The sequence below is a fragment of the Phenylobacterium sp. genome (assembly GCF_035475775.1).
Lineage (GTDB): Bacteria > Pseudomonadota > Alphaproteobacteria > Caulobacterales > Caulobacteraceae > Phenylobacterium.
The window spans coordinates 55,068-74,862 of record NZ_DATIMC010000035.1 but is presented as its reverse complement, the minus strand read 5'-3'; the positions used below and the strand labels follow the sequence as shown (position 1 = coordinate 74,862).

Here is a 19,795-nt window from a genome sequence, read left to right as displayed (position 1 = left end):
GACGCGCTACTCACCTACGCGGCGCGATGGTCCGCGCCCCCTCAGACCGACAAACGTCCAAGCTGCGCCGTTTCATCCGGCGGTCCTTGAAGAAACACCCCATCCTGCCGATCGATTTGCCGCGGCTCGGGAGCAAGACGCCGGTCCCGCGCCGGACGAGATCATTGTCGGGGGGAGGCGCAGCCCTACGTCCTGGGAGGCAGCGGCGCAGGCCGCAAACCGCCAACCAAGGAGAAGCACATGGCGAAGTTCCTGGCCGTCTATACCGGCAGCCCGCGCGAAGGCCCCCCGCCCGCCATGGACGAGGCGGCGATGGCCAAGGGCATGCAGGCCTGGCGGGACTGGATGGACCGCCATGCCGGCAGCGTCGTCGATTCGGGCGGCCCGCTCGGCAAGACCAAGAAGGTCACCGGCTCCGGCGTGGCCGACGTGCGCAACAATCTCGCCGCCTATGTCATCGTCGAGGCGGACAGCCAGGACGCGGCGGCGGCCATGTTCAAGGGCCATCCGCACTTCACGATCTTCCCTGGCGACGGCGTGGAGATCATGCCGGTGCTGCCCGTTCCGGGCGGCTGAGGCCGCGCAACCTCGCGACGAGGATCGGGCGTGACGCGCGGCCTTCGCGGAGCCCCGCCCAGCATATAGCATCGGCTCGTGACGCCATCTGCCGACCGATCCGCCGCCGAGAGCCTGCTCGCCTTCTGGGCGGAGGCGGGAGTCGACGCCATGCTGCTGGAGGCGCCGGTCGACCGCATCGCCGCGGGCCGCCTCGCCCCGCCCCAGCCGCCGACGCGCAAGGGCCCGGCCGCTGCGGCCGCGCCGCCGGGCGCCGCGCCGCCCCGGCCCGAGGTCTCAGCCGCCATCGCTCAGGCGCAGGCGCTCGCCGCCGAGGCGCAGGGCATCGAGGCGCTCGCCGCCGCCATCGCGGCGTTCGACGGCTGTCCGCTGAAGTTCGAGGGCGCGGCGCGCCAGGCGGTGTTCCACCGCGGCCGCAGCGACGCCCCCGTGATGCTCATCGGCGAAGGCCCGGGCGCGGAGGAGGACGCGCAAGGCCAGCCGTTCGTCGGCCGCGCCGGCAAGCTGCTGGACAAGATGCTGGCCGCCGCCGGGCTGAGCGAGCGCGTGTTCATCACCAACACGGTCTTCTGGCGCCCGCCCGGCAACCGCACGCCCTCCGCGTCGGAGCAGCTGGTCTGCGCACCCTTCCTGGAGCGGGCGATCGCTCTGGTGAAGCCGAAGATGCTGCTGCTCGTGGGCGGCGCCTCGGCCAAGGCGATGCTGAAGACCGAGGAGGGGATCCTCTCGCTGCGCGGCCGCTGGTTCGAGTGGCGCTCCGCCGACGGCGCGCTCGAGCTGCCGGCGCTGCCGACCTTGCATCCCGCCTTCCTGCTCAAGCAGCCTGCGGCGAAGAAGCGCGCGTGGTTGGATCTCCTGAGCCTCACCGAGAGGCTTGATCGTTCGGACCGCCCCGCCTAACCGTTGCCGTGGGACGCTAGAGAGGACCGCGGGGCGGCTCGCTTGGGGGCCTGATCGCGGAAGACGGCATGACGCTGACGAAGCGCCTGCTGGTGGGGGGCGCGATCCTCGCCTGCGCAACCGCCATGGCCGCGAGCGCCGCGGCCGCCGCGCCCCAGGCGCTCTCGCCAGACGACGTGCAGCACTACGTGGCCGCGTTCGGCGACGTGGACCGCGGCGACTTCATCGACGCCCAGGTGCAGACCGCCGCGGTGCGCGACAAGTCGCTGCTGGGCTATCTCTCGTTCAGCCAGCTGATGCATCCGAGCGCCCACAAGGCGGCGTTCGAGGAGCTCGCCGCCTGGCTCGGCAAGTTCCGCGACCTGCCGGTCGCCGACCGCATCTTCGCGCTCGCCGCCAAGCGCAAGCCGCCGCAGGCGGCCGATCCGCCGCAGCCGACCCTGCTGCTCGGACCCGATCCGACCCGGGCCGGACACGGCGCGCCCACGGATGAGGCCCAGAAGGCGCGCGACGCCTTCTACGCCGGCGATGTGGCCCGCGCCCTGCAGATTGCGACCGAAGCCCACGAGCGCTGGATCGCCGGGCTCGCATCCTATCGGCTGGGCGACTACCGGCGCGCCGAACGCGAGTTCACCGCCCTGGCGGGCGATGGCGACCAGGACCCCTGGAGCCGCGCGGCCGGCGGGTTCTGGGCCGCGCGCTCGGCCGATGTGCTCGCCGACGTCGAGCGCGAGAAGGTGTTCCTGCGCGCCGCCGCCCAGCTGCCGGACACCTTCTACGGCATGCTCGCCGCGCGGCGCCTGGAACTGCTGCGCGCGCAAGGCGAGACCCCGAGCATCGACAGCCTCATCCAGGCCGCCTACGTCCAGCCCGCGCCCGAGCTCGTCGCCTTCATCGCCGGGGACGATCGGGCGCACCGGGCGGCCGCGCTCGCCCAGATCGGCCGCCTGCAGGAGGCCGCCCAGGAGATCCGCGCCGGGCTGGTGCTCGCCCGCAACGATGCCGAGCGCCGGCGCTGGACGGGCCTCGCCGGGGTGCTGGGCGTCGCGCTGGCGGCTCCCGGCGGCGGGATCTCGACCGGCCGGACCCGCCCGATCGACTATCCGCTCCCGCCGCTGGAGCCGAAATCGGGCTTCACCGTGGACAAGGCGCTGGTCTACGCCATCGTGCGCCAGGAGAGCGGCTTCAATCCGGGCGCGCTCTCGCCGAAGGGGGCGGTGGGCCTGATGCAGCTGATGCCCGAGGCCGCCGTGCGCGCCGCCGGCGACGACAAGCTGCGCGCCGACATGAGCCCGCTGTTCGATCCCGGCTTCAACCTGCGCGTCGGCCAGGACTATCTCACCTGGCTGCAGCAGAAGGGCGTCGGCTACGACCTCGTGAAGACCGTCGCCGCCTACAACGGCGGGCCCGGACAGGTGGCCAAGACCGCCCAGCAGGTCGGCCCGGGCGCCGACGACCTGCTGCTGATGGAGTGCCTGCCCGCCGCCGAGACCCGGGCCTATGTGCAGCGGGTGATGGCCGGCTACTGGACTTACCGCCAGCTGTTCGGGGAGGACACCCGCTCGCTGGATGCGCTGGCGGCCGGCGCGCGCGAGGTCGACGCCCGCCTCGACCTAGCCGATGCGCAGGGCGGCGAGGCCCAGGCGGCGGCCCAGCCGATGCAGGTCGGGCTGCGCTAGCGCCTCGGCCCGGCGCACCAGCACGCCGCGGGGCGCAGGGCGGAAGGCGCCCGGCTTCATGCCCACGAGCCTCGCGGGCCGAGGGCCGCGGGCCAGCGCATCCTGCAGCCGCTCGACCCAGCCGTCGCGCAAGCGCAGCTCGGCCGGCAACAGCAGGAGCCAGTCGGCCCTGGTCCGCTGCAGGGCCGTGGTCAGGTCGCCCTCGATCAGCGCGCCCGTGGCCTCGCAAAGCGCTTCGGCCCCGCCGTGGCCGCGCGGCGTCGCCACCACCACCTCGCGCACCAGCCCAGCCACCGCGAGCGGCGTCAGCTGGGCCAGCATCCCGGCCAGCCGCTCGGGCGCGCGCTGCGCATCGACGACCACCGAGAGCATGCCGCCACCAGCGGCCCGGAACCGCGGCCCGTCAATTGAGTTCTTGTTTCGTTCCACCTGAGACGCTAGCCTTCGGCCGTGACCACCTTCACCCAGCAGATCCGCGGGCGCGGCGCCCGCTCGAACCGCAGCGGCCGCTTCGAGGCTGAGGCGCGCGAGGCCTTCGACGATGGCTGGACCGCCGACGAGGCGCTGCCGAGCGCGATCGCCACCACCGTCACGCCGGAGCGGGCGAAGACCATCATCACCCACAACGACAGCCCCGACGTGGGCTTCTCCGCCTCGATCAACCCCTATCGCGGCTGCGAGCACGGTTGCATCTACTGCTATGCGCGCCCCGCCCACGCCTACATGGGCCTCTCCCCCGGGCTCGACTTCGAATCCAAGCTGTTCTTCAAGCCCGAAGCCGCCCGCCTGCTCGAGCGCGAGTTGAGCAACCCACGGTACAAGCCTGAAATCATTCACATCGGCGGCAACACCGATCCCTACCAGCCGCAGGAACGCAAGCTGCTTGTCACCCGCCAGGTGATCGAGGTGCTGCAGCGCTTCGACCACCCCTTCTCGATCATCAGCAAGTCGGCGCTGATCCTGCGCGACCTCGATCTCATGACCGCGATGTCGGCGAAGAGCCTGGTGCGGGTGGCGATCTCGATCACCACGCTGGACCGCAAGCTCGCCCGCTCGATGGAGCCGCGCGCCGCCACGCCGGAGAAGCGGCTGGAGGCGGTGCGGCGGCTTTCCGAGGCCGGGGTGCCGGTGGTCGTCATGTTCGCGCCGTGCGTCCCGGGTCTCAATGACCACGAGATGGAGGCCGTCCTGCAGCGGGCGGCCGAGGCCGGCGCGAAGGGCGCGGGCTATGTCGCGCTCCGTCTGCCGCTGGAGATCAAGGATCTGTTCGAGGAGTGGCTCGCGACCGACCACCCGGACCGCGCCTCGCGGGTGATGTCGCTGATCCGCCAGATCCGCGGCGGCAAGACCTACGACAGCCAGTGGGGCAGGCGGATGAAGGGCGAGGGCCCGATCGCCGCCCTGATGTCGCGCCGCTTCGCGACCGCCAGGCAGCGTTACGGCCTGGCCGAGCCCCTGCCCCCGCTCGACCTCTCCCAGTTCCGCATCCCACCTCGGCCAGGCGACCAGTTGGGGCTGTTCGGGTGAGGGATCTGCGATTCAAGAACCTCCCCCGCGCCATCGCGGGGGAGGGGGACCACGACGTGGTGGAGGGGGAGGCCCAATCATGAGGACCATGGAAAAGACCCTCAAGCGCGCGCGCCGACTTCGAAAGGAGATGTCCCTGCCGGAGGTCCTGCTCTGGAAGCGGCTGCGCGGGCGGGAGGCCGGCAAACCTGTATTCCGGAGGCAGCACCCGATTGGCCCTTACGTGCTCGACTTCTTCTGCGCGAGCGCTCGGCTGTGCATTGAGGTGGACGGCGGAAGCCATGGCTTTGGTCAGCGGCCGCAGGGCGATCGCCGTCGCGACATCTTCCTGATCGATCAAGGCATCTGCACTGTCCGGGTGGCGGCGCGCGAGGTGCTTCGCGATCCCGAGGCTGTTGCGGGCTACCTGTTGAACCTGGCGGGGTCCGCCTCCCCCTCCACCACTTCGCGGTCCCCCTCCCCCGCCCGCTTGGCGGGTGAGGTTCTGTGACGACCCTACCGCTCGAACACGCCGACCAGCTCGATGTGCGGCGACCAGAGGAACTGGTCGACGGGAAGCACGCGGGTCAGCCGGAAACCGGCCTCCACGAGCGTGCGGGCGTCGCGGGCGAAGGTGGCGGGGTTGCAGGAAACGCCGACCACGCGGCCGACGGCGGAGCGGGCGAGCTCGGCCGTCTGCTCGGCCGCGCCGGCCCGCGGCGGATCGAGCACGGCCACGTCCACCCGCTTCAGCTCCGCGGCGAGCACGGGGCGGCGGACCAGGTCGCGCGCCTCGGCGGCGATGTCCTTCAGGCCGGGCGCGCCGGCGAGCGCGGAGGTGAGCGCGCGGATCGCATCGGCGGCGACGTCGGCGGCGTGGACGGGGGCGATCTGCGCCAGGCGGAAGGTGAAGGTCCCCACGCCGCAGTAGAGGTCGGCGATGCGGCCCGCGCCCGCCGCGGCCTCGGCGACGAAGCCGGCCATGGCGGCCTCGGCCCCGGCCGTGGCCTGCAGGAACCCGCCCGGCGGCAGGCTGACGACGGCCGGCCCCAGCCGCACCTGCGGGCTGCGGGCCAGGTAGGCGACCTCGCCGTCGAGGGTGACGCGCGCCACATCGGCGGCCGCGGCGCGCTCGGCCAGGAGCACCCGGGCGTCGGCCGAGAGCCCGCCGGACCGGCGCTCGACGCCGGAGATCTCGACATCGAGGCCGCTGTCGGTGAGCGTCACGTGCAAGGTGGGCGCCGACTTCGGATGCTCGAACAGGGGCGCGGCGAGGCGCTTCAGGGCCGGGATGGCCGCCTGCAGCCTCGGGTTCGCGATCGGGCAGACCTCGATCTCCACCAGGTCCCAGGACCTGCGGGCCTTGTAGCCGAGCCGGGCCGCCGCAGCGGTCCCCTTGCGGGCGTGGAGCGCGAGGCGCCGCCGCGTGGCGGGCTGCGCAGCGAAGGGCGCCAGGAGCTCGGTCTCGATCCGCTGCCGCGCCAGCGTGGCCCTCAGCCGCTCCAGCTTCCAGGCCAGATAGGGCGCGTGCGCCCAGTGCTGCAGCGCGCAGCCGCCGCAGGCGAAGAAGTGCGGGCACGGCGGGGCGATGCGCTCCGGGCTTGCCTCGAGCACCTCGACCAGCGCGCGCCGCTCGCCGGCGCCAGCGGCGCGCACCCGCTCGCCGGGCAGGGCGAACGGCACATAGACCGGCCCCGCCGCGACGCCGTCACCCTCCCCGCCCACGGCCTCAATGAGGAGCTCGACGGGCGGTCCGGCGGGCGGCGGCTGGGGTCGGGGACGGCGCATCTCGGGCGTCATGCCGCAGTGCTGCGCAGGTTTGGTCAACCGATGATGAAGGAAGATGAACGGGGCGATTAACGACCGTTCAGATAACACCGGCCATATTCGGCCAGGAGAGCGGCGCAGTGGCCGCCATCGCGCATTCGAGAGAGGGATGAGATGAACCGCAAGACCTTGGCCAAGGGCGTAGTCGCCGCCATCGCCGGCGCTGCGGCGCTGGGCGCGGTGGGCGTCACCGCCCAGGCGCAGCCCTATGGCCAGTACGGCTACTACGGTGACGGCGGCTATGCGGGCTGCCAGCAGCAGTCCAGCAACCGCGGCCTGCTGGGCGCCCTGATCGGCGGCGGCCTGGGCGCCGTGGTCGGCTCCAACATGGCCGCGAACCACCACCGCTCCGACGGCGGTCTGGTCGGCGGCGGCGTGGGCGCGCTGGTGGGGGCCGGAATCGGCTCCTCCTCGGCGCCTTGCCGGCAAGTTCCGCCGCCGCCGCCAGGGCCGCCCCCGCCGCCCGGCGCCTACAATGGCTACGCGCCCTACGGCGATGAGTATCGCTATGAGGGCCGCTATGACGAGGGGCCGGGCTGGGCTTATGGCCATCACGGCGAGCGCTACCGCCTGGCCGAGGGCCGCGCCGACGCCGACGGCTGCACGCTGGCCGAGAGCCCGGTCTACCTGCCGGACGGCCGCGTCCAGAAGCGCTTCGTGCGGGTCTGCCTGGATGCCGACGGCCGCTACCAGGTCGTGAACTGAACGCACCCTGCATCTGTGCGCCTCGGCCGCTCGCCTGACCGGCGGGCGGCCTTCTTTTCGGCCGATCGCCTTCGACGCCCGGCGGATTCGCCTATAGTCGGGCCATGACTCTCGCCACGACCAACAGCTTCACGGCCCACAACGTCCGTCTGGACGACGGCTCCTACACCTTTCCGCAGGCCGACCCGGTCGACACCATGGGCGACTATGTCTGCGTGAGGAATCTGCTGCCGGTGCTCTATCCGCAGGGCTGGACCGGGCGCTCGATCGTCGACCTCGGCTGCCTCGAGGGCGGCTTCGCCACGGAGTTCGCCCGCCTCGGCCTCGACAGCACGGGCATCGACGTCCGCGAGGCCAATATCGCCAATGCGGAGTTCATCAAGGCCAGGACCGACCTGTCCAACCTGCGGTTCATCCGCGACGACGCCTGGAACGTCGCCCGCTACGGCCCCTTCGACATGGTCTTCTGCGTGGGCCTTCACTACCACATGGAGGACCAGCACCGGTTCCTGCAGGAGATGGCGCGGGCGTGCCGCAAGGCGATCTTCATCGACACCCACGTGGCGCCCGAATTCGACCACGAGCCGGCGGTCCGAACCTTCGACCTGGGGCCGCTCACCACCCACGAGGGCCTGCCCGGCCGCTGGTACGCCGAGCACGATCTCGATCCGCAGGCGGACAAGGCCCAGCTGGAAAGCCTGAAATGGGCCTCCTGGGAGAACCGCCGCTCGTTCTGGCCGACCAAGGGCGCGCTGGTCCGCTCGCTGCGCGAGGCCGGCTTCTCGGTGGTCGTGGAGGACTTCGACCAGCTGCTGAATCTCTCGACCCACTACCTTTCGCCGGAGGGCTGGCACTATCAGACCTCGCGGGCGATGTTCGTCGGGATCAAGGCCGGCGCGACCGAGATGCCGGGCCCGGCGGCGGCCGAGGCGGCGCCGCACCGGCTCGACGGATCGCTCCGATCCGACGGCTCGCCGGCGGCGACGCCCGGCGAGACCGCGGAGACCGAGCGGCTGCGGCAAACCCTCGAGGCGGTCTACGCCTCCACCTCCTGGCGGGCGACCGCGCCGCTGCGCGCGCTCTCGCGCCTGCTTGGTCGTTAGGCGCCGCGGCGCGCCCAGATCAGCCACTCGCGGTTGCCGTCGCCGCCCCGGAGGGGGCTTTCGCCGCTCGCCCGGACCGGCCAGCCGGCCTCCGCAAGGAACCGCGCGACGCCGGCCAGCGCCTCGGCGCGCGCCGCCGCGTCCTTCACCAACCCGCCGCGGCCGACCCGCCCGGGCCCGACCTCGAACTGCGGCTTCACCAGCGCGACGAGATCGGCGGCCTCGGCCGCCAGCTCCAGGGCCGCCGGAAGCGCCTTCTGCAGGCCGATGAAGCTGAGGTCGGCCACGATGAGCTGCGGCGGCTCCTGGATGAGCCGGCTCGTCAAAGACCGGGCGTCGAGGCCTTCCAGGCTGACCACCCGCGGATCGGCGGCGAGCCTGGGGTGCAGCTGACCGCGGCCCACGTCAACCGCATAGACCTTGGCCGCTCCGCGCGCCAGGCACACCTCGGTGAAGCCGCCGGTCGAGGCGCCCAGGTCCAGGGCGACCCGGCCCGCGACCTCGATCGGCCAGGTCTCCAGCGCGTGCAGCAGCTTGAGCGCGCCTCGGCCCACCCAGGGATGCGCCGGCGATGCGACGATCTCGGAGCTCTCGTCGAGCGGCTCCGAGGCCCTGGCGACGCCGCGGCCATCGGCGGTGACGCCGCCCGCCTCGATGGCGGCGCGGGCCTTGGCGCGGCTCTCGAAGAGGCCCCGCTCAACCAGCAGGACGTCGGCGCGCTTCTTCGCCAAGCGCGCGTCAGGCGTTCGCCTGCGCCGGGACGAACAATTCCTTGAGCTCGCTCTTGAGGATCTTGCCGTTCGGATTGCGCGGCAGGGTCTCGTGGCGGATGAGGATCTCGACCGGCACCTTGAAGGCGGCCAGGCGCTCGGCGACGAAGGCCCGCAGCTCCGCCTCGGTGGCCGCGGCGCCCGGCTTCAGGGTCACCACCGCGGCGGGCTCTTCCCCCAGCGTCCGGTGCGGCTTGCCGACCACCGCGGCGTCCATCACCGCGGGGTGGTCGTAAAGCACGTTCTCGACCTCGACGCAGTAGATGTTCTCGCCGCCGCGGATCAGCATGTCCTTGGCCCGGTCGATGATGAAGCAGAAGCCCTCCTCGTCGAGGCGCGCCAGGTCGCCGGTGCGCACCCATCCGTCGATGAAGGTCTGGGCGGTGGCCTCAGGCTTGTTCCAGTAGGCCTTGCAGTTCATCGGGCCGAACGACCAGAGCTCGCCCACGGCGCCGGTCGGCAGCACGGTCCTGCCGTCCTCGGGATCCCGGATCTGCAGCTCGGCGACCGCCGCGGCCGGACCGCAGCTGTCGGGGCGGTTGATGTAGTCCTCGGCGCCGTTGGAGGTGACGGTGGCGCAGGTTTCGGTCATGCCCCAGCCCTGGCCGGGCTGCGACTTGGGGAAGGTCTCGCGCAGCCGCCTGACCAGCTCCGGCGCCGAGGGCGCGCCGCCGTAGGCCACGCTCTCCAGCGAGGAGAGGTCGTAGTTCTTGCGCGCCGGATGCTCGATCAGCTGCCAGGCGATGGTGGGGACCCCGCCCGCCGCCTGGATCTTCTCGCGCTCGATCAGCTCGAAGGCGCGGATCGGATCCCACTTGTACATCATCACCAGCTTGCCGCCGGCGAAGGTGGTCGGATTGAGGATCGCCATGTTGCCGGTGACGTGGAACAGCGGCACGGAGATGAGCGAGGAGCGCTGCGGCGCGTTCGGGTCCGGCGCGGGCGGCGCCTCGCCCCGGCGCAGGAAGCTGCGCGCCCCCGCCGCCGCGCCGGTCATCACCGCGGTGTTGACGGCGCGGTTGGTGGCCAGCGCGCCCTTCGGCTTCCCCGTGGTGCCGGAGGTGTAGCAGATGGTGGCGTCGTCCTCGGGGCCGACCTCGGCGGGCGGGAGCTGAGCGTCCGGGAGATTCTTCCAGTCGTTGGGCGCGCCGATCAGGTCCTCGAGCTTGGCGACCAGCGGATGGGCGAACTCCTCGTCGCCGCGGCAGCGGGAGACGTAGACGCGGACCAGGTCGGGGCAGTTGGGGATGTGCTCGGCGAGGCGCTCGTAACGCTCGGCGTCGACCACGGCGAGCTTGGTCCCGGAATCGGTCAGGCCATACTCCAGCTCGGGCCCGGTCCACCAGGCGTTCAAGGGCGTGACCACCGCGCCCAGCGCGGCGGCGGCGTAGAAGGCGGCCACCCATTCGGGCAGGTTGCGCATGATGACGGCGACCCGGTCGCCCTTCGTCACGCCCTGGTCGGCCATGGCCTGGGCGAGCCGGGCCGTGGCGCGGAAGAACGCCTCGTAGGACACCCGCTCGTCCTCGTAGACGAGGTAGATCTTCTCCCCGTGGCTGCGGGCGTGCTCGACCACGGCGCGCAGGCTGGGCGGGGTGTTCTTCCACACCTTGGTCGGGACGCCGCGGATGGTCAGCTCCTCCGTCTCCAGCGGACTGCCCGGCTGGGTCAGGAGCGCGTGCGCCTGCGCGATGGACATGGCGGGCCAGCCGGGCGGCAGATCGGGGTTCGACATCGGATGCGTCTCCTACTTGCGGCGGCGGGTCCGCCCGCGCGGCGCGGTAGGTGAACAAGCATAAGCCACCGGCGGACGCAAACGCCCTCAGGTCAGCGCGCGCCGTAGAGCGCCATGACGTCGCGGCGGAAGGCGGCCTGGCTGTCGGGGCGGGAGTAGAACATGTGGCCGCCGGGATAGACCGCGAGCCGCACCCGGCCGGGAGCGCCCATCGGCGGCATCTGGTCGACGATCAGCTGCGAGGCGAAGAACGGGCAGGACAGATCGTCGTAGCCGTGGGCGATCAGCACCTTCAGCTTGCCGTCCGCGGCCACCGCCTTCCTGAGGTCGGAGACGGACTCGACCTGGCTGAACCAGTTCTTCTCCCAGGCCTGGTTCACGGCGTTGGAGAGCGCGTTGTAGCGGCCCTCCACCTTCCAGCCGACGGTGCGGGTCATGAAGTCGACCATGGCCGAGGTGGTCGGCGCGATGATCGCATCGAGGATCGGATCGCCGGCCCGCTGCGCCTGCGACCAGGGATAGGGATCCCAGGTGGTCACGTTGGAATCGTAGATCGAGGCGAGCTTGCCCTCGTCGCGATAGAGCTCGCGCAGGAAGACGCCGGGATCGACGCGGCCGCCCATGTGCTTGACGAGCTCGGGACGCAGCCCCGTGTAGCGGGTGACGTGGTCGACGATGCGGTCCACGGCGGCCGGGTCGGAGCGGCCCTTCAGCAGGTCCACCGCGAACTCGGTGCGGGCGTACTGCTCGACCTCGGCGAGCGTCTCGGGGCTCAGCGGCTTGCCCTGCCGCTCGTAGTTGGCGGCCGCCTCCGAGGGCAGCTCGACGATGTAGGGCAACGGCGAGATGTCCTCGAACGACTGGGTCCGCGCGTCGAGGAACGGCGAGACCATGACCACGCCCGAGGGGCCGACGCCGAGCTCGGTCTGCAGGAAATGCGCGATGGCGGGCGCGCGGTAGCCGCCGTAGCTCTCGCCGACCACGTACTTTGGCGAGGCCATGCGGCCGTTCTTCACCAGCCAGTCGAAGACGATGCGCGACAGGTAGGCCACGTCCTCCTTGACTTGGAAGAAGTCCTTCTTGGTCTGCTCGGGCTCCTCCAGCGAGCGGGAGTAGCCGGTGCCGACCGGATCGATGAACACCAGGTCGGTGAAGTCGAGCCAGGCGCCGGGGTTGTCGATCAGGCGCACCGGGTCGGAGGGGCTGTCGCCCTGGGCGCCGAACTGGATCCGCTTGGGCCCGATGGCGCCCATGTTGAGGTAGACCGAGGCCGCGCCGGGGCCGCCGTTGAAGGCGAAGGTCACCGGCCGGGCGGGAGCGCGCGCGCCGTCGAGCACATAGGCGGTGAACACCACCTCGGCGATCTTCTTGCCCTTGGCGTCGCGCACCGGCAGCGAGCCGACGGTGGCGGTGTAGCTCAGCGTCTTGCCCGCCACGTGCGTCACCTGCCTGACCGAGGCGTCGGCCGGAAACGGCGGCAGGTCGATCTTCTCCTTGGCGTCGGACTTGGCGGCGTCCGGCTTGGCCGGCTCGTCGGCCGCGAGCGCGTGCGACGAGGCCGCCGCAAGTCCCAGGCACAGGGCCAGGACGGACGCGGCCGCCGCGATCGATCTATGCATGCAGAAACACCCCACCGATCTTCGCATTTTGGCCAGGATCGGGCGGCCCGCAAGTGAAACCGAGGTGAGGTTTCGCGGCGGCGAGGGACCGAGGCGGCAAGGCCCGCCGCCCCGCGTCCACGGGCTAACTCCGACACACGCGCGGCCCAACTGCCGCTGGGCAAGCGCGGCCCCGCAAAACGCGGGCTATGGCCTAGGCAGGTTCGCGAGCGCGCGTGAGGCTCAGGTTGAAGCCCAACGCATGCGCGACCTTCATGATGGTCGCGAACCCGGCGTTCCCGTCAGCAGATAGCGCCTTATAGAGCGCTGGCCGGGACAGGCCCGTTTGTTCGGATAGCCACGTCATGCTTTTTGCGCGGGCGACCACACCCAGCGCGTCGGAGATGAAAGCCGGGTCTTCCGTTTCGAAGGCGGCAATCAGGTACTCTTCTTGCGCCTCGGCCGTGTCGAGGTAGGCCGCGCCGTCATGGGTATAGGTCTTAAGCGCCATTTTCCCACTCCTTTGCCAGCGCCTTCGCTCGATCGATGTCGTCCCGTTGTGTGGATTTGTCGCCACCACACAGGGGCAGAACGACTTCGGAGCCACGTTCGGCGTAATAGACGCGATAACCGGGACCGTAATGAATGCGCATCTCGCTTACGCCTCCGCCGACGGGGCCGACATCGCCTGGATTGCCCATTCGCAATCGACTGATGCGGACTTCGATACGCGCGGCGGCTCTGCGATCTCGCAGAGCGAACATCCAGTCGCGATAGTCATCGGTCTCGGTGACCTCGATCACGGGCGTCGCTGTATCCTATGGGCGACAGATGAGCAAACGCTGAATGTAGCCATCGGTTCATCACGCCGCCGGGAGTGGCGGCCCGGCAACACGCGGTCCGGGGTGATAATTCAAACTGAGACATGAACATAATGGGAACACGAGATCGCGCGGATCGCCAAATCTTATCGCTGTTTTTTTGGCTCCCACGCAGCGGCGGGAGGGGGCAGGCAGGGATCAGGCCGTCTCCAGCACCTTGTCGATGTCGGCGGCGGCGTGGCGTTCCGGGACGCCGCCGTCGCCGGCGCGGTTGACGCGGCGGCCGCGCTTGACGGCCGGGCGCTTGGCGATCTGGTCGGTCCAGCGCAGCACGTTCTTGTACTCGTGGACGGAGAGGAACTCGCCCGCCCCATAGGTCTGGCCCTTCACGGCCGCGCCGTACCAGGGCCAGACCGCGATGTCGGCGATGGTGTACTCGTCGCCGGCCAGGTACTCGGCCTCGGCGAGGCGGCGGTCGAGGACGTCGAGCTGGCGCTTCACCTCCATGGCGAAGCGGTCGATGGCGTATTCGATCTTGAACGGCGCGTAGGCGTAGAAGTGGCCGAAGCCGCCGCCGAGGTAGGGCGCGGCGCCCATCTGCCAGAACAGCCACGACAGCGCCTCCGCGCGCGCCGCCGGCTCGGTCGGCAGGAAGGCCCCGAACTTCTCCGCCAGGTGCAGCAGCATGGCGCCGGATTCGAACAGACGGATCGGCTTGCGGCCGGAGCGGTCGAGGAGCGCCGGGATCTTGGAGTTGGGGTTCACCTCGACGAAGCCGGAGCCGAACTGCTCGCCGGAGCCGATGTTGATCAGCCAGGCGTCGTACTCCGCGCCCTTGTGGCCGAGCGCCAGGAGCTCCTCGAACAGAATGGTGACCTTCTGGCCGTTGGGCGTGGCCAGCGAATAGAGCTGGAAGGGATGCTCGCCGACCGGCAGCTCCTTCTCGTGGGTCGGGCCTGCGACCGGGCGGTTGATGCTGGCGAAGCGGCCGCCATTCTCCTTGTTCCAGGCCCACACCTTCGGCGGGACGTAGTCGGCGGGCTGGTTCGGCGGCGGCGGGGCTTCGGACATCGGCGGGCGGGGCTCCGGTGCGGGATGGATCGGGTCCCGTCCCATATCGGGCGGCGGAGCTGGCGGCGCAACGCCGATCCGGAGAGCGAGCGCTAGTTCTGCGCCTGCTGGGCCGCGCCTGGCCGAATGGGCAGGTGGATGACGCCGCCCTCGACGGGGCTGGCCTCCGCCGACCACAGGTTGACCCGCAGTCGCGAGGCGAGCTTCACCGCCGCCTCGTCGAAATCGATGCCGTCGGGGCTGGTGTATTCGATCTCGCAGCCGGTGAGCGCGCCGCCCTCGCCCACCCGGCATTGAACCACGGCGCCCGGGCTGCCCGGTTTGGCGGCGAGGTTCGCCGGCAGCTCGCGGATCAGCGTCTGCGGGTCGGAGCCGGCGATCCAGGCCGGTGCGTGGATCGTGCGGTCGATCGCCGGTCCCGGCGGGGCGAAGCGCACCGGCACGTCCACCTCGATCGGCGCCCCGTGCGGCGCGGCGGCCATGGCCTCGGGCGAGGCGCGGAACTGGGCGGCGAGCGCCACCGCGGCCTTGCCGAAGCCGTGGCCGGCGGGCGACTCCTTGACCGCGGAGCAGCGGCTGAGCCGGCCTTCACGATCCACCTTGCAGTGGGCCACGGCGTAGCCTTCGACGCCGCCGCCCTCGGGCGGATAGGCCTTGGCCCAGTCCTCGAACGAAGGCGCCGCGGCCCAGGCCGGCTCGGTCATCATGGTCAGCCGGCGCATGGCGACCGGATTGTCGGATATCCGCAGGTTCGCCGCGCTGATCTCGTGATTGCCGACGTTGGGCGCGGAGTCGCCCGTCATGGTCCCGACCGGCGGGGCGCGCGCGAGGGCGATCTCCTGCAGGTTGCTCACGACCTGCGGCATCTTGAAGTCGACCGCGATCCGCATCTCCGAATCCACCGGCCCGTCCGGCCCCCGGCGCGGCGCGACCTTGAACGTCGGGCGAAGCGCCAGCGCCGCGGCGCCGAAGCCCTTGCCGGGGGGCGCCTCGAAGATCACGCGGCAGGTTTCGGCCAGGCCGTGAATGTCGACGAGACAGGCGAGCGTCGCGTAGCCCGAGAGGCCCGCCTCGCGCGCGGACACGGGCCATATGGCGACGTTCTGGCCGATGCCGCCATCTCCGCCGTTCACCTGCATCGTGACGTCCGGCAAGGGCGCCCCTTTCGGCCGTGGGCTCACCACCAGCGGCGTGACCTGGTTCGTCGTCTGCGGCGCGGGCGCTGCGAAGACGGCGGTGGCCGCGCACCCGATCACGAGCGCCAGGAGCGCGCCGCCGATCGCACGGCTCACCGGTGCGGCTCCGTCGGCGGGGACACCGTCGGCAGGGCGTCCAGCGGATGGCTGACGGTGAAGCGGGCGAGCTGCTGCTTGACCAGCGGCCAGTCCGGGGCGAGCTGGAGGGCCTTGTTGTAGTCGAGCCAGGCGTCCTTCTCGTCGTCCAGGTATTCGTGGGCGACGGCGCGGTTGTAGTAGGCCTTCTCGGGCTCCTTCACGTTCAGGATCAGGGCGTTGTCGATGTCGGAGAGGCTCTCCTTGAACTGCCTAAGCCCGATGCGCGCGGCGGCGCGGTTCACGTAGGCCTCGGCGAGGTCGGACTTGTAGCGGATGGCGGTGTTGAAGTCGGCCAGCGCCTCGGCGTATCGCTTGCCGTGCAGCTTGATGATGCCGCGGTTCACATAGGTGCCGGCGCGGTCGAGCGGCACGAGCTGCTCGGTCTCGATCGATTGGGTGCAGACCTGCTCGTCGCGGAAGCTGGACGAGCCGCCCTGCGCCGCCGTCGAGCAGGCCGAGGCCAGGCCCCCGCCCCAGACGTCCACCGCCTGGGCGCCCGCAGGGCCGGCCAGCGCCAGCAGGCCGGTCGCAATCAACGCAGCAGAGCCCCGCATGCCCATCTCCCCGGTTCGGCGGCCTCGCATACCGCCGTTTCCGGAGACTCCTCCTGCCCCCGAGGCAAGTCAACGGGCGGCGTCGCCGCGGACTCCCACCGCCGGGCGCGTCAGGCCACAGATTCAAGGCGGCTGAGCGCGGCTTCGAGCTTGGCCCTGGCCGCCTGCGCCTCGGCGAGGCGCTCGCGGTTCTCCTCCACCACCTCCTCCGGCGCGCGGGCGACGAAGTCGGGATTGGCGAGCTTGCGGGCGAGCTTGTCGATCTCGCCGGCATGGCCGGCCACCTCCTTGGCCAGCCGGGCGCGCTCGGCGGAGAGGTCGATGAATTCGGCGACCGGCAGCGCGAAGGTCGCGCCCTCGACGACATAGGGGATCGCGCCTTCCGGCGCGGCCTCGCCGATGCGCACCTCGGAGATCCGCAGGAGCTGGGCGATCAGCGGGGCGGCCGCCTGCAGGATGCGCCGCTGGCCCGGCGTGGCCTCCAGCACCAGCAGCGGCGGGCGGGCCGAAGGCGGCACGTTCAGCTCCTGACGCACCGAGCGGCCTTCGCTGATCGCCTCGACGATCAGGCCGATCTCCGCGTCGGCGGCCGGATCGACGAGGCTCTCGGGCAGGTCCGGCCAGGGCGCGGTCATCAGGAAGCCGCGGTGCGCGCGCGGCGCGCCGAGGCCGGCCGTCTGGCCCCAGAGCTCCTCGGTCAGGAACGGCATCACCGGATGGAGCAGCTTCAGCGTCTCGTCGAGCACCCAGGCGGCGGTCGCCTGGACCTCGGCCTTGCCCTCGGGCTCGGCGCCGTTCAGCACCGGCTTGGCGAGCTCGACATACCAATCGCAGAAGCGGTTCCAGATGAACCGGTAGAGCGCCTCGGCGGCGCGGTCGAACTCGCATTCCGCCAGGGCCAAGGTGACCGCCTGGGCGGTGCGGACCGTCTCGCCGACAATCCAGCGGTTGAGCGGCGCCTTGACCTTCGCCGGATCGAAACCCTCGGCCCGGGCGCAGCCGTTCATCTGGCAGAAGCGGGTGGCGTTCCACAGCTTGGTGCCGAAGTTGCGGTAGCCCTCGATCCGCTGGCGCGACAGGTTGAGGTCGCGGCCGCCCGAGGTCATGGCGGTGAGCGTGAAGCGCAGCGCATCGGCGCCGTACTCGTCCACCAGCTCCAGCGGATCGACCACGTTGCCCTTGGCCTTGGACATCTTCTTGCCCTCGGCGTCGCGGACCAGCGCGTTGATGAACACCCGCTTGAACGGGACCTCGCCCATGAAGTGCAGGCCCTGCATCATCATCCGGGCGACCCAGAAGAAGATGATGTCGAAGCCGGTGACCAGGGTGTGCGTCGGGTAGAAGCGGGCGAGATCGGCGCTCTGCTCGGGCCAGCCGAGGGTGGAGAACGGCCAGAGCGCCGAGGAGAACCAGGTGTCGAGGACGTCCTCGTCCTGGCGCAGGTCGGTCGGCCGGCCGTAGTGCTCCTGCGCCTGGCGGCGGGCTTCGGCTTCGCTTTCCTCGACGAACACCCGGCCGTCGGGGCCGTACCAGGCGGGGATGCGGTGCCCCCACCAGAGCTGGCGCGAGATGCACCAGGGCTGGATGTTGCGCATCCACTCGAAGTAGGTCTTCTCCCAGGCCTTGGGGACGAAGACGGTGTCTCCGTCTTCCACCGCCTTGATCGCGGGCCGGGCCAGGATTTCGGCGTTCACGTACCATTGGTCGGTGAGGTAGGGCTCGACGACCACCCCCGAGCGGTCGCCGTGCGGGACGACGTGGCGGGTCTTCTCGACGCCGCGCAGCAGGCCGAGGCGCTCGAACTCGTCCACCACCTTCCTGCGGGCGGCGAAGCGGTCGAGGCCGCGGTACTCCAGCGGCGCGTTGTCGTTCAGCCGCGCGAAATCGTCGAAGATGTTGATCATCGGCAGGTTGTGGCGCTTGCCGACCTGGAAGTCGTTGAAGTCGTGCGCCGGCGTGATCTTGACCGCGCCGGAGCCCTTCTCCGGGTCGGGGTACTCGTCGGCGATGATCGGGACCGGGCGGTTGACGATCGGCAGGCGCACGGCCCGGCCGATCAGCCGGGTGTAGCGCTCGTCCGTGGGATGCACGGCGACGGCGGTGTCGGCCAGCATGGTCTCCGGGCGGGTGGTGGCGACCACGATCTCCCCGGAGCCGTCCTCCAGCGGATAGGCGAAGCGCCAGTAGTGGCCGTCGACCTCACGCTGCTCGACCTCCAGGTCGGAGATGGCGGTCTGGAACTGCGGGTCCCAGTTCACCAGCCGCTTGTCGCGGTAGATGAGCTTTTCCTTGTAAAGCCGCACGAAGACTTTGCGAACCGCCGCCGAGAGGCCTTCGTCGAGGGTGAAGCGCTCGCGGCTCCAGTCGCAGGAGGCGCCCAGCCGGCGCAGCTGGTTGACGATCGTCCCGCCGGACTTGGCCTTCCATTCCCAGACCTTCTCCACGAACGCCTCGCGGCCGAGGTCGCGGCGGGAGATGTTGCCCTCGCTCGCGAGCTGGCGCTCCACGACCATCTGGGTGGCGATGCCGGCGTGGTCGGTGCCGGGCAGCCACAGCGCCGCCTTGCCGCGCATCCGCTCGAAGCGGATGAGCACGTCCTGCAGGGTGTTGTTCAGCGCATGGCCGATGTGCAGGGAGCCGGTGACGTTGGGCGGCGGGATGACGATCGAAAACGGCTCGGCCGCGGGGTCCTTGGTCGGCGCAAAGGCGCCGGAGGCCTCCCACGCCGCATAGAGGCGCGGCTCGACGGTCTTGGGATCGAAGGTCTTGGAGAGCATGGGTCTTGTCGGCTGAGCGGGTGGCCTTCCCTCCCTTAATGGGCAGGGACAGGCCGCGAAAGCGGCCAGGGTGGGGATGTGCGGATCAGACTGTTAGGTAGGAGACCAGCCCTTGGTCCCCCACCCTGCTCGGCTTGGCCGAGCTGTCCCTCCCCATCAAGGGAGGGACGTCAGCGTACGCCGCCGCGGGCGATGCGTTCGACCTCGGCCTCGACGGCGGTCTGCACGATGGCCGGCAGGTTGTCGTCGAGCCACTGATGCAGCAGCGGCTTCAGAAGCTCGCGGACCACGTCTTCCAGGGTGCGGCCCTGCGCCGGCATGGCGACGGTGGCGGCCAGCTTGCCGAACGCCGAGGCTGCGGCCTGGGCGGCGCCTTCGCTGACCAGGCTCTCGAGGCGTGGCGGCGCGGCGGCGGCCGGCGCCGGGGCGGGGGCCGGCTTCGGAGGCTCGGCCGCCGGCGGCGGGGTGTAGACGTCGAGGTCGCCGTGCGTCTCGACCCTTTCGGTGAGCTCCAGGGGCTCGTCTTCCTCGGGTTCCGCCTCGGCCATGGCGGAGGCCTCGACCGGTTCGGGCTCCCGCTCCGGGGCCGGAGACGCCGGCGCAGGCGCGGGTTCGGCCGCCTGGGCGGAGGGGGCGGCGGCTTCTTCGGGGGTCGGCGGCTCGTCGCCGTGCGGCGGCGTCGCCTTGGCCTCGGCCTCCGGCGCCTCGTCCTCGGAGATGATCCGGCGAATGGAGGCCAGGATCTCCTCCATGGTCGGTTCTTGCGACGTCTGTTCCGCCATTTGCCTGCGCCGAGCGAGAAGTGGAAAGAATCCGTGAGCGCCTAGCCTAGGCGCTGC

19 protein-coding genes are annotated in these 19,795 nt (G+C 71.1%); 7 read left to right on the top strand and 12 right to left on the bottom strand.

Translation table 11 applies throughout. The features are described from left to right. Positions 1-240: 240 nt before the first annotated feature. The 3 genes from VLI41_RS04540 to VLI41_RS04530 all read left to right on the top strand — a co-directional run bounded on the left by VLI41_RS04540 (position 241) and on the right by VLI41_RS04530 (position 3,155). On the top strand, positions 241-576 hold the full coding sequence (locus VLI41_RS04540; RefSeq protein ID WP_325266865.1) for a YciI family protein: 336 nt from the start codon (positions 241-243) through the stop codon (positions 574-576). Positions 577-654: 78 nt separating this feature from the next. Next, positions 655-1,476: a uracil-DNA glycosylase gene (locus tag VLI41_RS04535; RefSeq protein ID WP_325266864.1), complete on the top strand. Its 822-nt coding sequence runs from the start codon at positions 655-657 to the stop codon at positions 1,474-1,476. Positions 1,477-1,544: 68 nt separating this feature from the next. After that, the gene (locus VLI41_RS04530; protein ID WP_325266863.1) at positions 1,545-3,155 is read left to right on the top strand and encodes a lytic transglycosylase domain-containing protein; all 1,611 of its coding nucleotides are present in this window, start codon (positions 1,545-1,547) and stop codon (positions 3,153-3,155) included. Here the strand turns inward: VLI41_RS04530 and VLI41_RS04525 are convergent. Continuing rightward, positions 3,090-3,527 carry a cell wall biosynthesis glycosyltransferase gene (locus tag VLI41_RS04525; RefSeq protein WP_325266862.1) on the bottom strand — a complete coding sequence of 146 codons (438 nt, stop codon included), beginning with the start codon at positions 3,525-3,527 and terminating at the stop codon, positions 3,090-3,092. The genes VLI41_RS04530 and VLI41_RS04525 overlap by 66 nt on opposite strands. A gap of 78 nt (positions 3,528-3,605) precedes the next feature. Between VLI41_RS04525 and VLI41_RS04520 the strand changes: the two genes are divergently transcribed. Both VLI41_RS04520 and VLI41_RS04515 read left to right on the top strand, forming a co-directional pair. Then, on the top strand, positions 3,606-4,682 hold the full coding sequence (locus tag VLI41_RS04520) for a PA0069 family radical SAM protein (RefSeq protein WP_325266861.1): 1,077 nt from the start codon (positions 3,606-3,608) through the stop codon (positions 4,680-4,682). An 88-nt stretch (positions 4,683-4,770) separates the two neighbouring features. Next, a complete protein-coding gene (locus VLI41_RS04515) occupies positions 4,771-5,172 on the top strand; it encodes an endonuclease domain-containing protein (RefSeq protein ID WP_325266860.1) in 402 nt (133 codons plus the stop codon). A gap of 5 nt (positions 5,173-5,177) precedes the next feature. On the opposite strand, the gene VLI41_RS04510 is transcribed toward VLI41_RS04515, so the two are convergent. Then, positions 5,178-6,449: an RNA methyltransferase gene (locus VLI41_RS04510; RefSeq protein WP_325266859.1), complete on the bottom strand. Its 1,272-nt coding sequence runs from the start codon at positions 6,447-6,449 to the stop codon at positions 5,178-5,180. A 153-nt stretch (positions 6,450-6,602) separates the two neighbouring features. Between VLI41_RS04510 and VLI41_RS04505 the strand changes: the two genes are divergently transcribed. Both VLI41_RS04505 and VLI41_RS04500 read left to right on the top strand, forming a co-directional pair. Further along, positions 6,603-7,193 carry a glycine zipper 2TM domain-containing protein gene (locus VLI41_RS04505; protein ID WP_325266858.1) on the top strand — a complete coding sequence of 197 codons (591 nt, stop codon included), beginning with the start codon at positions 6,603-6,605 and terminating at the stop codon, positions 7,191-7,193. A 104-nt stretch (positions 7,194-7,297) separates the two neighbouring features. Then, positions 7,298-8,296: a class I SAM-dependent methyltransferase gene (locus VLI41_RS04500; protein ID WP_325266857.1), complete on the top strand. Its 999-nt coding sequence runs from the start codon at positions 7,298-7,300 to the stop codon at positions 8,294-8,296. Here the strand turns inward: VLI41_RS04500 and VLI41_RS04495 are convergent. The 10 genes from VLI41_RS04495 to VLI41_RS04450 all read right to left on the bottom strand — a co-directional run bounded on the left by VLI41_RS04495 (position 8,293) and on the right by VLI41_RS04450 (position 19,738). Then, positions 8,293-9,027, bottom strand: a complete 735-nt coding sequence (locus tag VLI41_RS04495; protein WP_325266856.1) for a TlyA family RNA methyltransferase — start codon at positions 9,025-9,027, stop codon at positions 8,293-8,295. The two genes, VLI41_RS04500 and VLI41_RS04495, sit on opposite strands and share 4 nt — an antisense overlap. A 7-nt stretch (positions 9,028-9,034) precedes the next feature. After that, positions 9,035-10,801, bottom strand: coding sequence for a class I adenylate-forming enzyme family protein (locus VLI41_RS04490; RefSeq protein WP_325266855.1), 1,767 nt, complete (start codon positions 10,799-10,801; stop codon positions 9,035-9,037). A gap of 92 nt (positions 10,802-10,893) precedes the next feature. Continuing rightward, on the bottom strand, positions 10,894-12,420 hold the full coding sequence (locus VLI41_RS04485; protein ID WP_325266854.1) for a S10 family peptidase: 1,527 nt from the start codon (positions 12,418-12,420) through the stop codon (positions 10,894-10,896). A gap of 193 nt (positions 12,421-12,613) precedes the next feature. After that, entirely contained in the window at positions 12,614-12,910 is a 297-nt protein-coding gene (locus VLI41_RS04480) for an addiction module antidote protein (RefSeq protein WP_325266853.1), read from the bottom strand. Then, positions 12,900-13,202, bottom strand: coding sequence for a type II toxin-antitoxin system RelE/ParE family toxin (locus VLI41_RS04475; protein WP_325266852.1), 303 nt, complete (start codon positions 13,200-13,202; stop codon positions 12,900-12,902). Before VLI41_RS04475 ends, VLI41_RS04480 begins: the two co-directional genes overlap by 11 nt. A 216-nt stretch (positions 13,203-13,418) precedes the next feature. Further along, positions 13,419-14,291 (bottom strand): glutathione-dependent disulfide-bond oxidoreductase, encoded by an 873-nt coding sequence (yghU, locus tag VLI41_RS04470; protein ID WP_325266851.1) that lies wholly within the window; start codon positions 14,289-14,291, stop codon positions 13,419-13,421. A 92-nt stretch (positions 14,292-14,383) separates the two neighbouring features. After that, positions 14,384-15,583 carry a hypothetical protein gene (locus tag VLI41_RS04465; RefSeq protein WP_325266850.1) on the bottom strand — a complete coding sequence of 400 codons (1,200 nt, stop codon included), beginning with the start codon at positions 15,581-15,583 and terminating at the stop codon, positions 14,384-14,386. After that, entirely contained in the window at positions 15,580-16,179 is a 600-nt protein-coding gene (locus tag VLI41_RS04460) for a hypothetical protein (protein ID WP_325266849.1), read from the bottom strand. The genes VLI41_RS04465 and VLI41_RS04460 overlap by 4 nt, the downstream gene beginning before the upstream one ends. Before the next feature lie 110 nt (positions 16,180-16,289). Beyond that, positions 16,290-18,956, bottom strand: coding sequence for a valine--tRNA ligase (locus VLI41_RS04455; protein ID WP_325266848.1), 2,667 nt, complete (start codon positions 18,954-18,956; stop codon positions 16,290-16,292). Between the two features lie 170 nt (positions 18,957-19,126). Beyond that, positions 19,127-19,738 (bottom strand): DUF2497 domain-containing protein, encoded by a 612-nt coding sequence (locus VLI41_RS04450; protein ID WP_325266847.1) that lies wholly within the window; start codon positions 19,736-19,738, stop codon positions 19,127-19,129. Between the last annotated feature and the right edge of the window lie 57 nt (positions 19,739-19,795).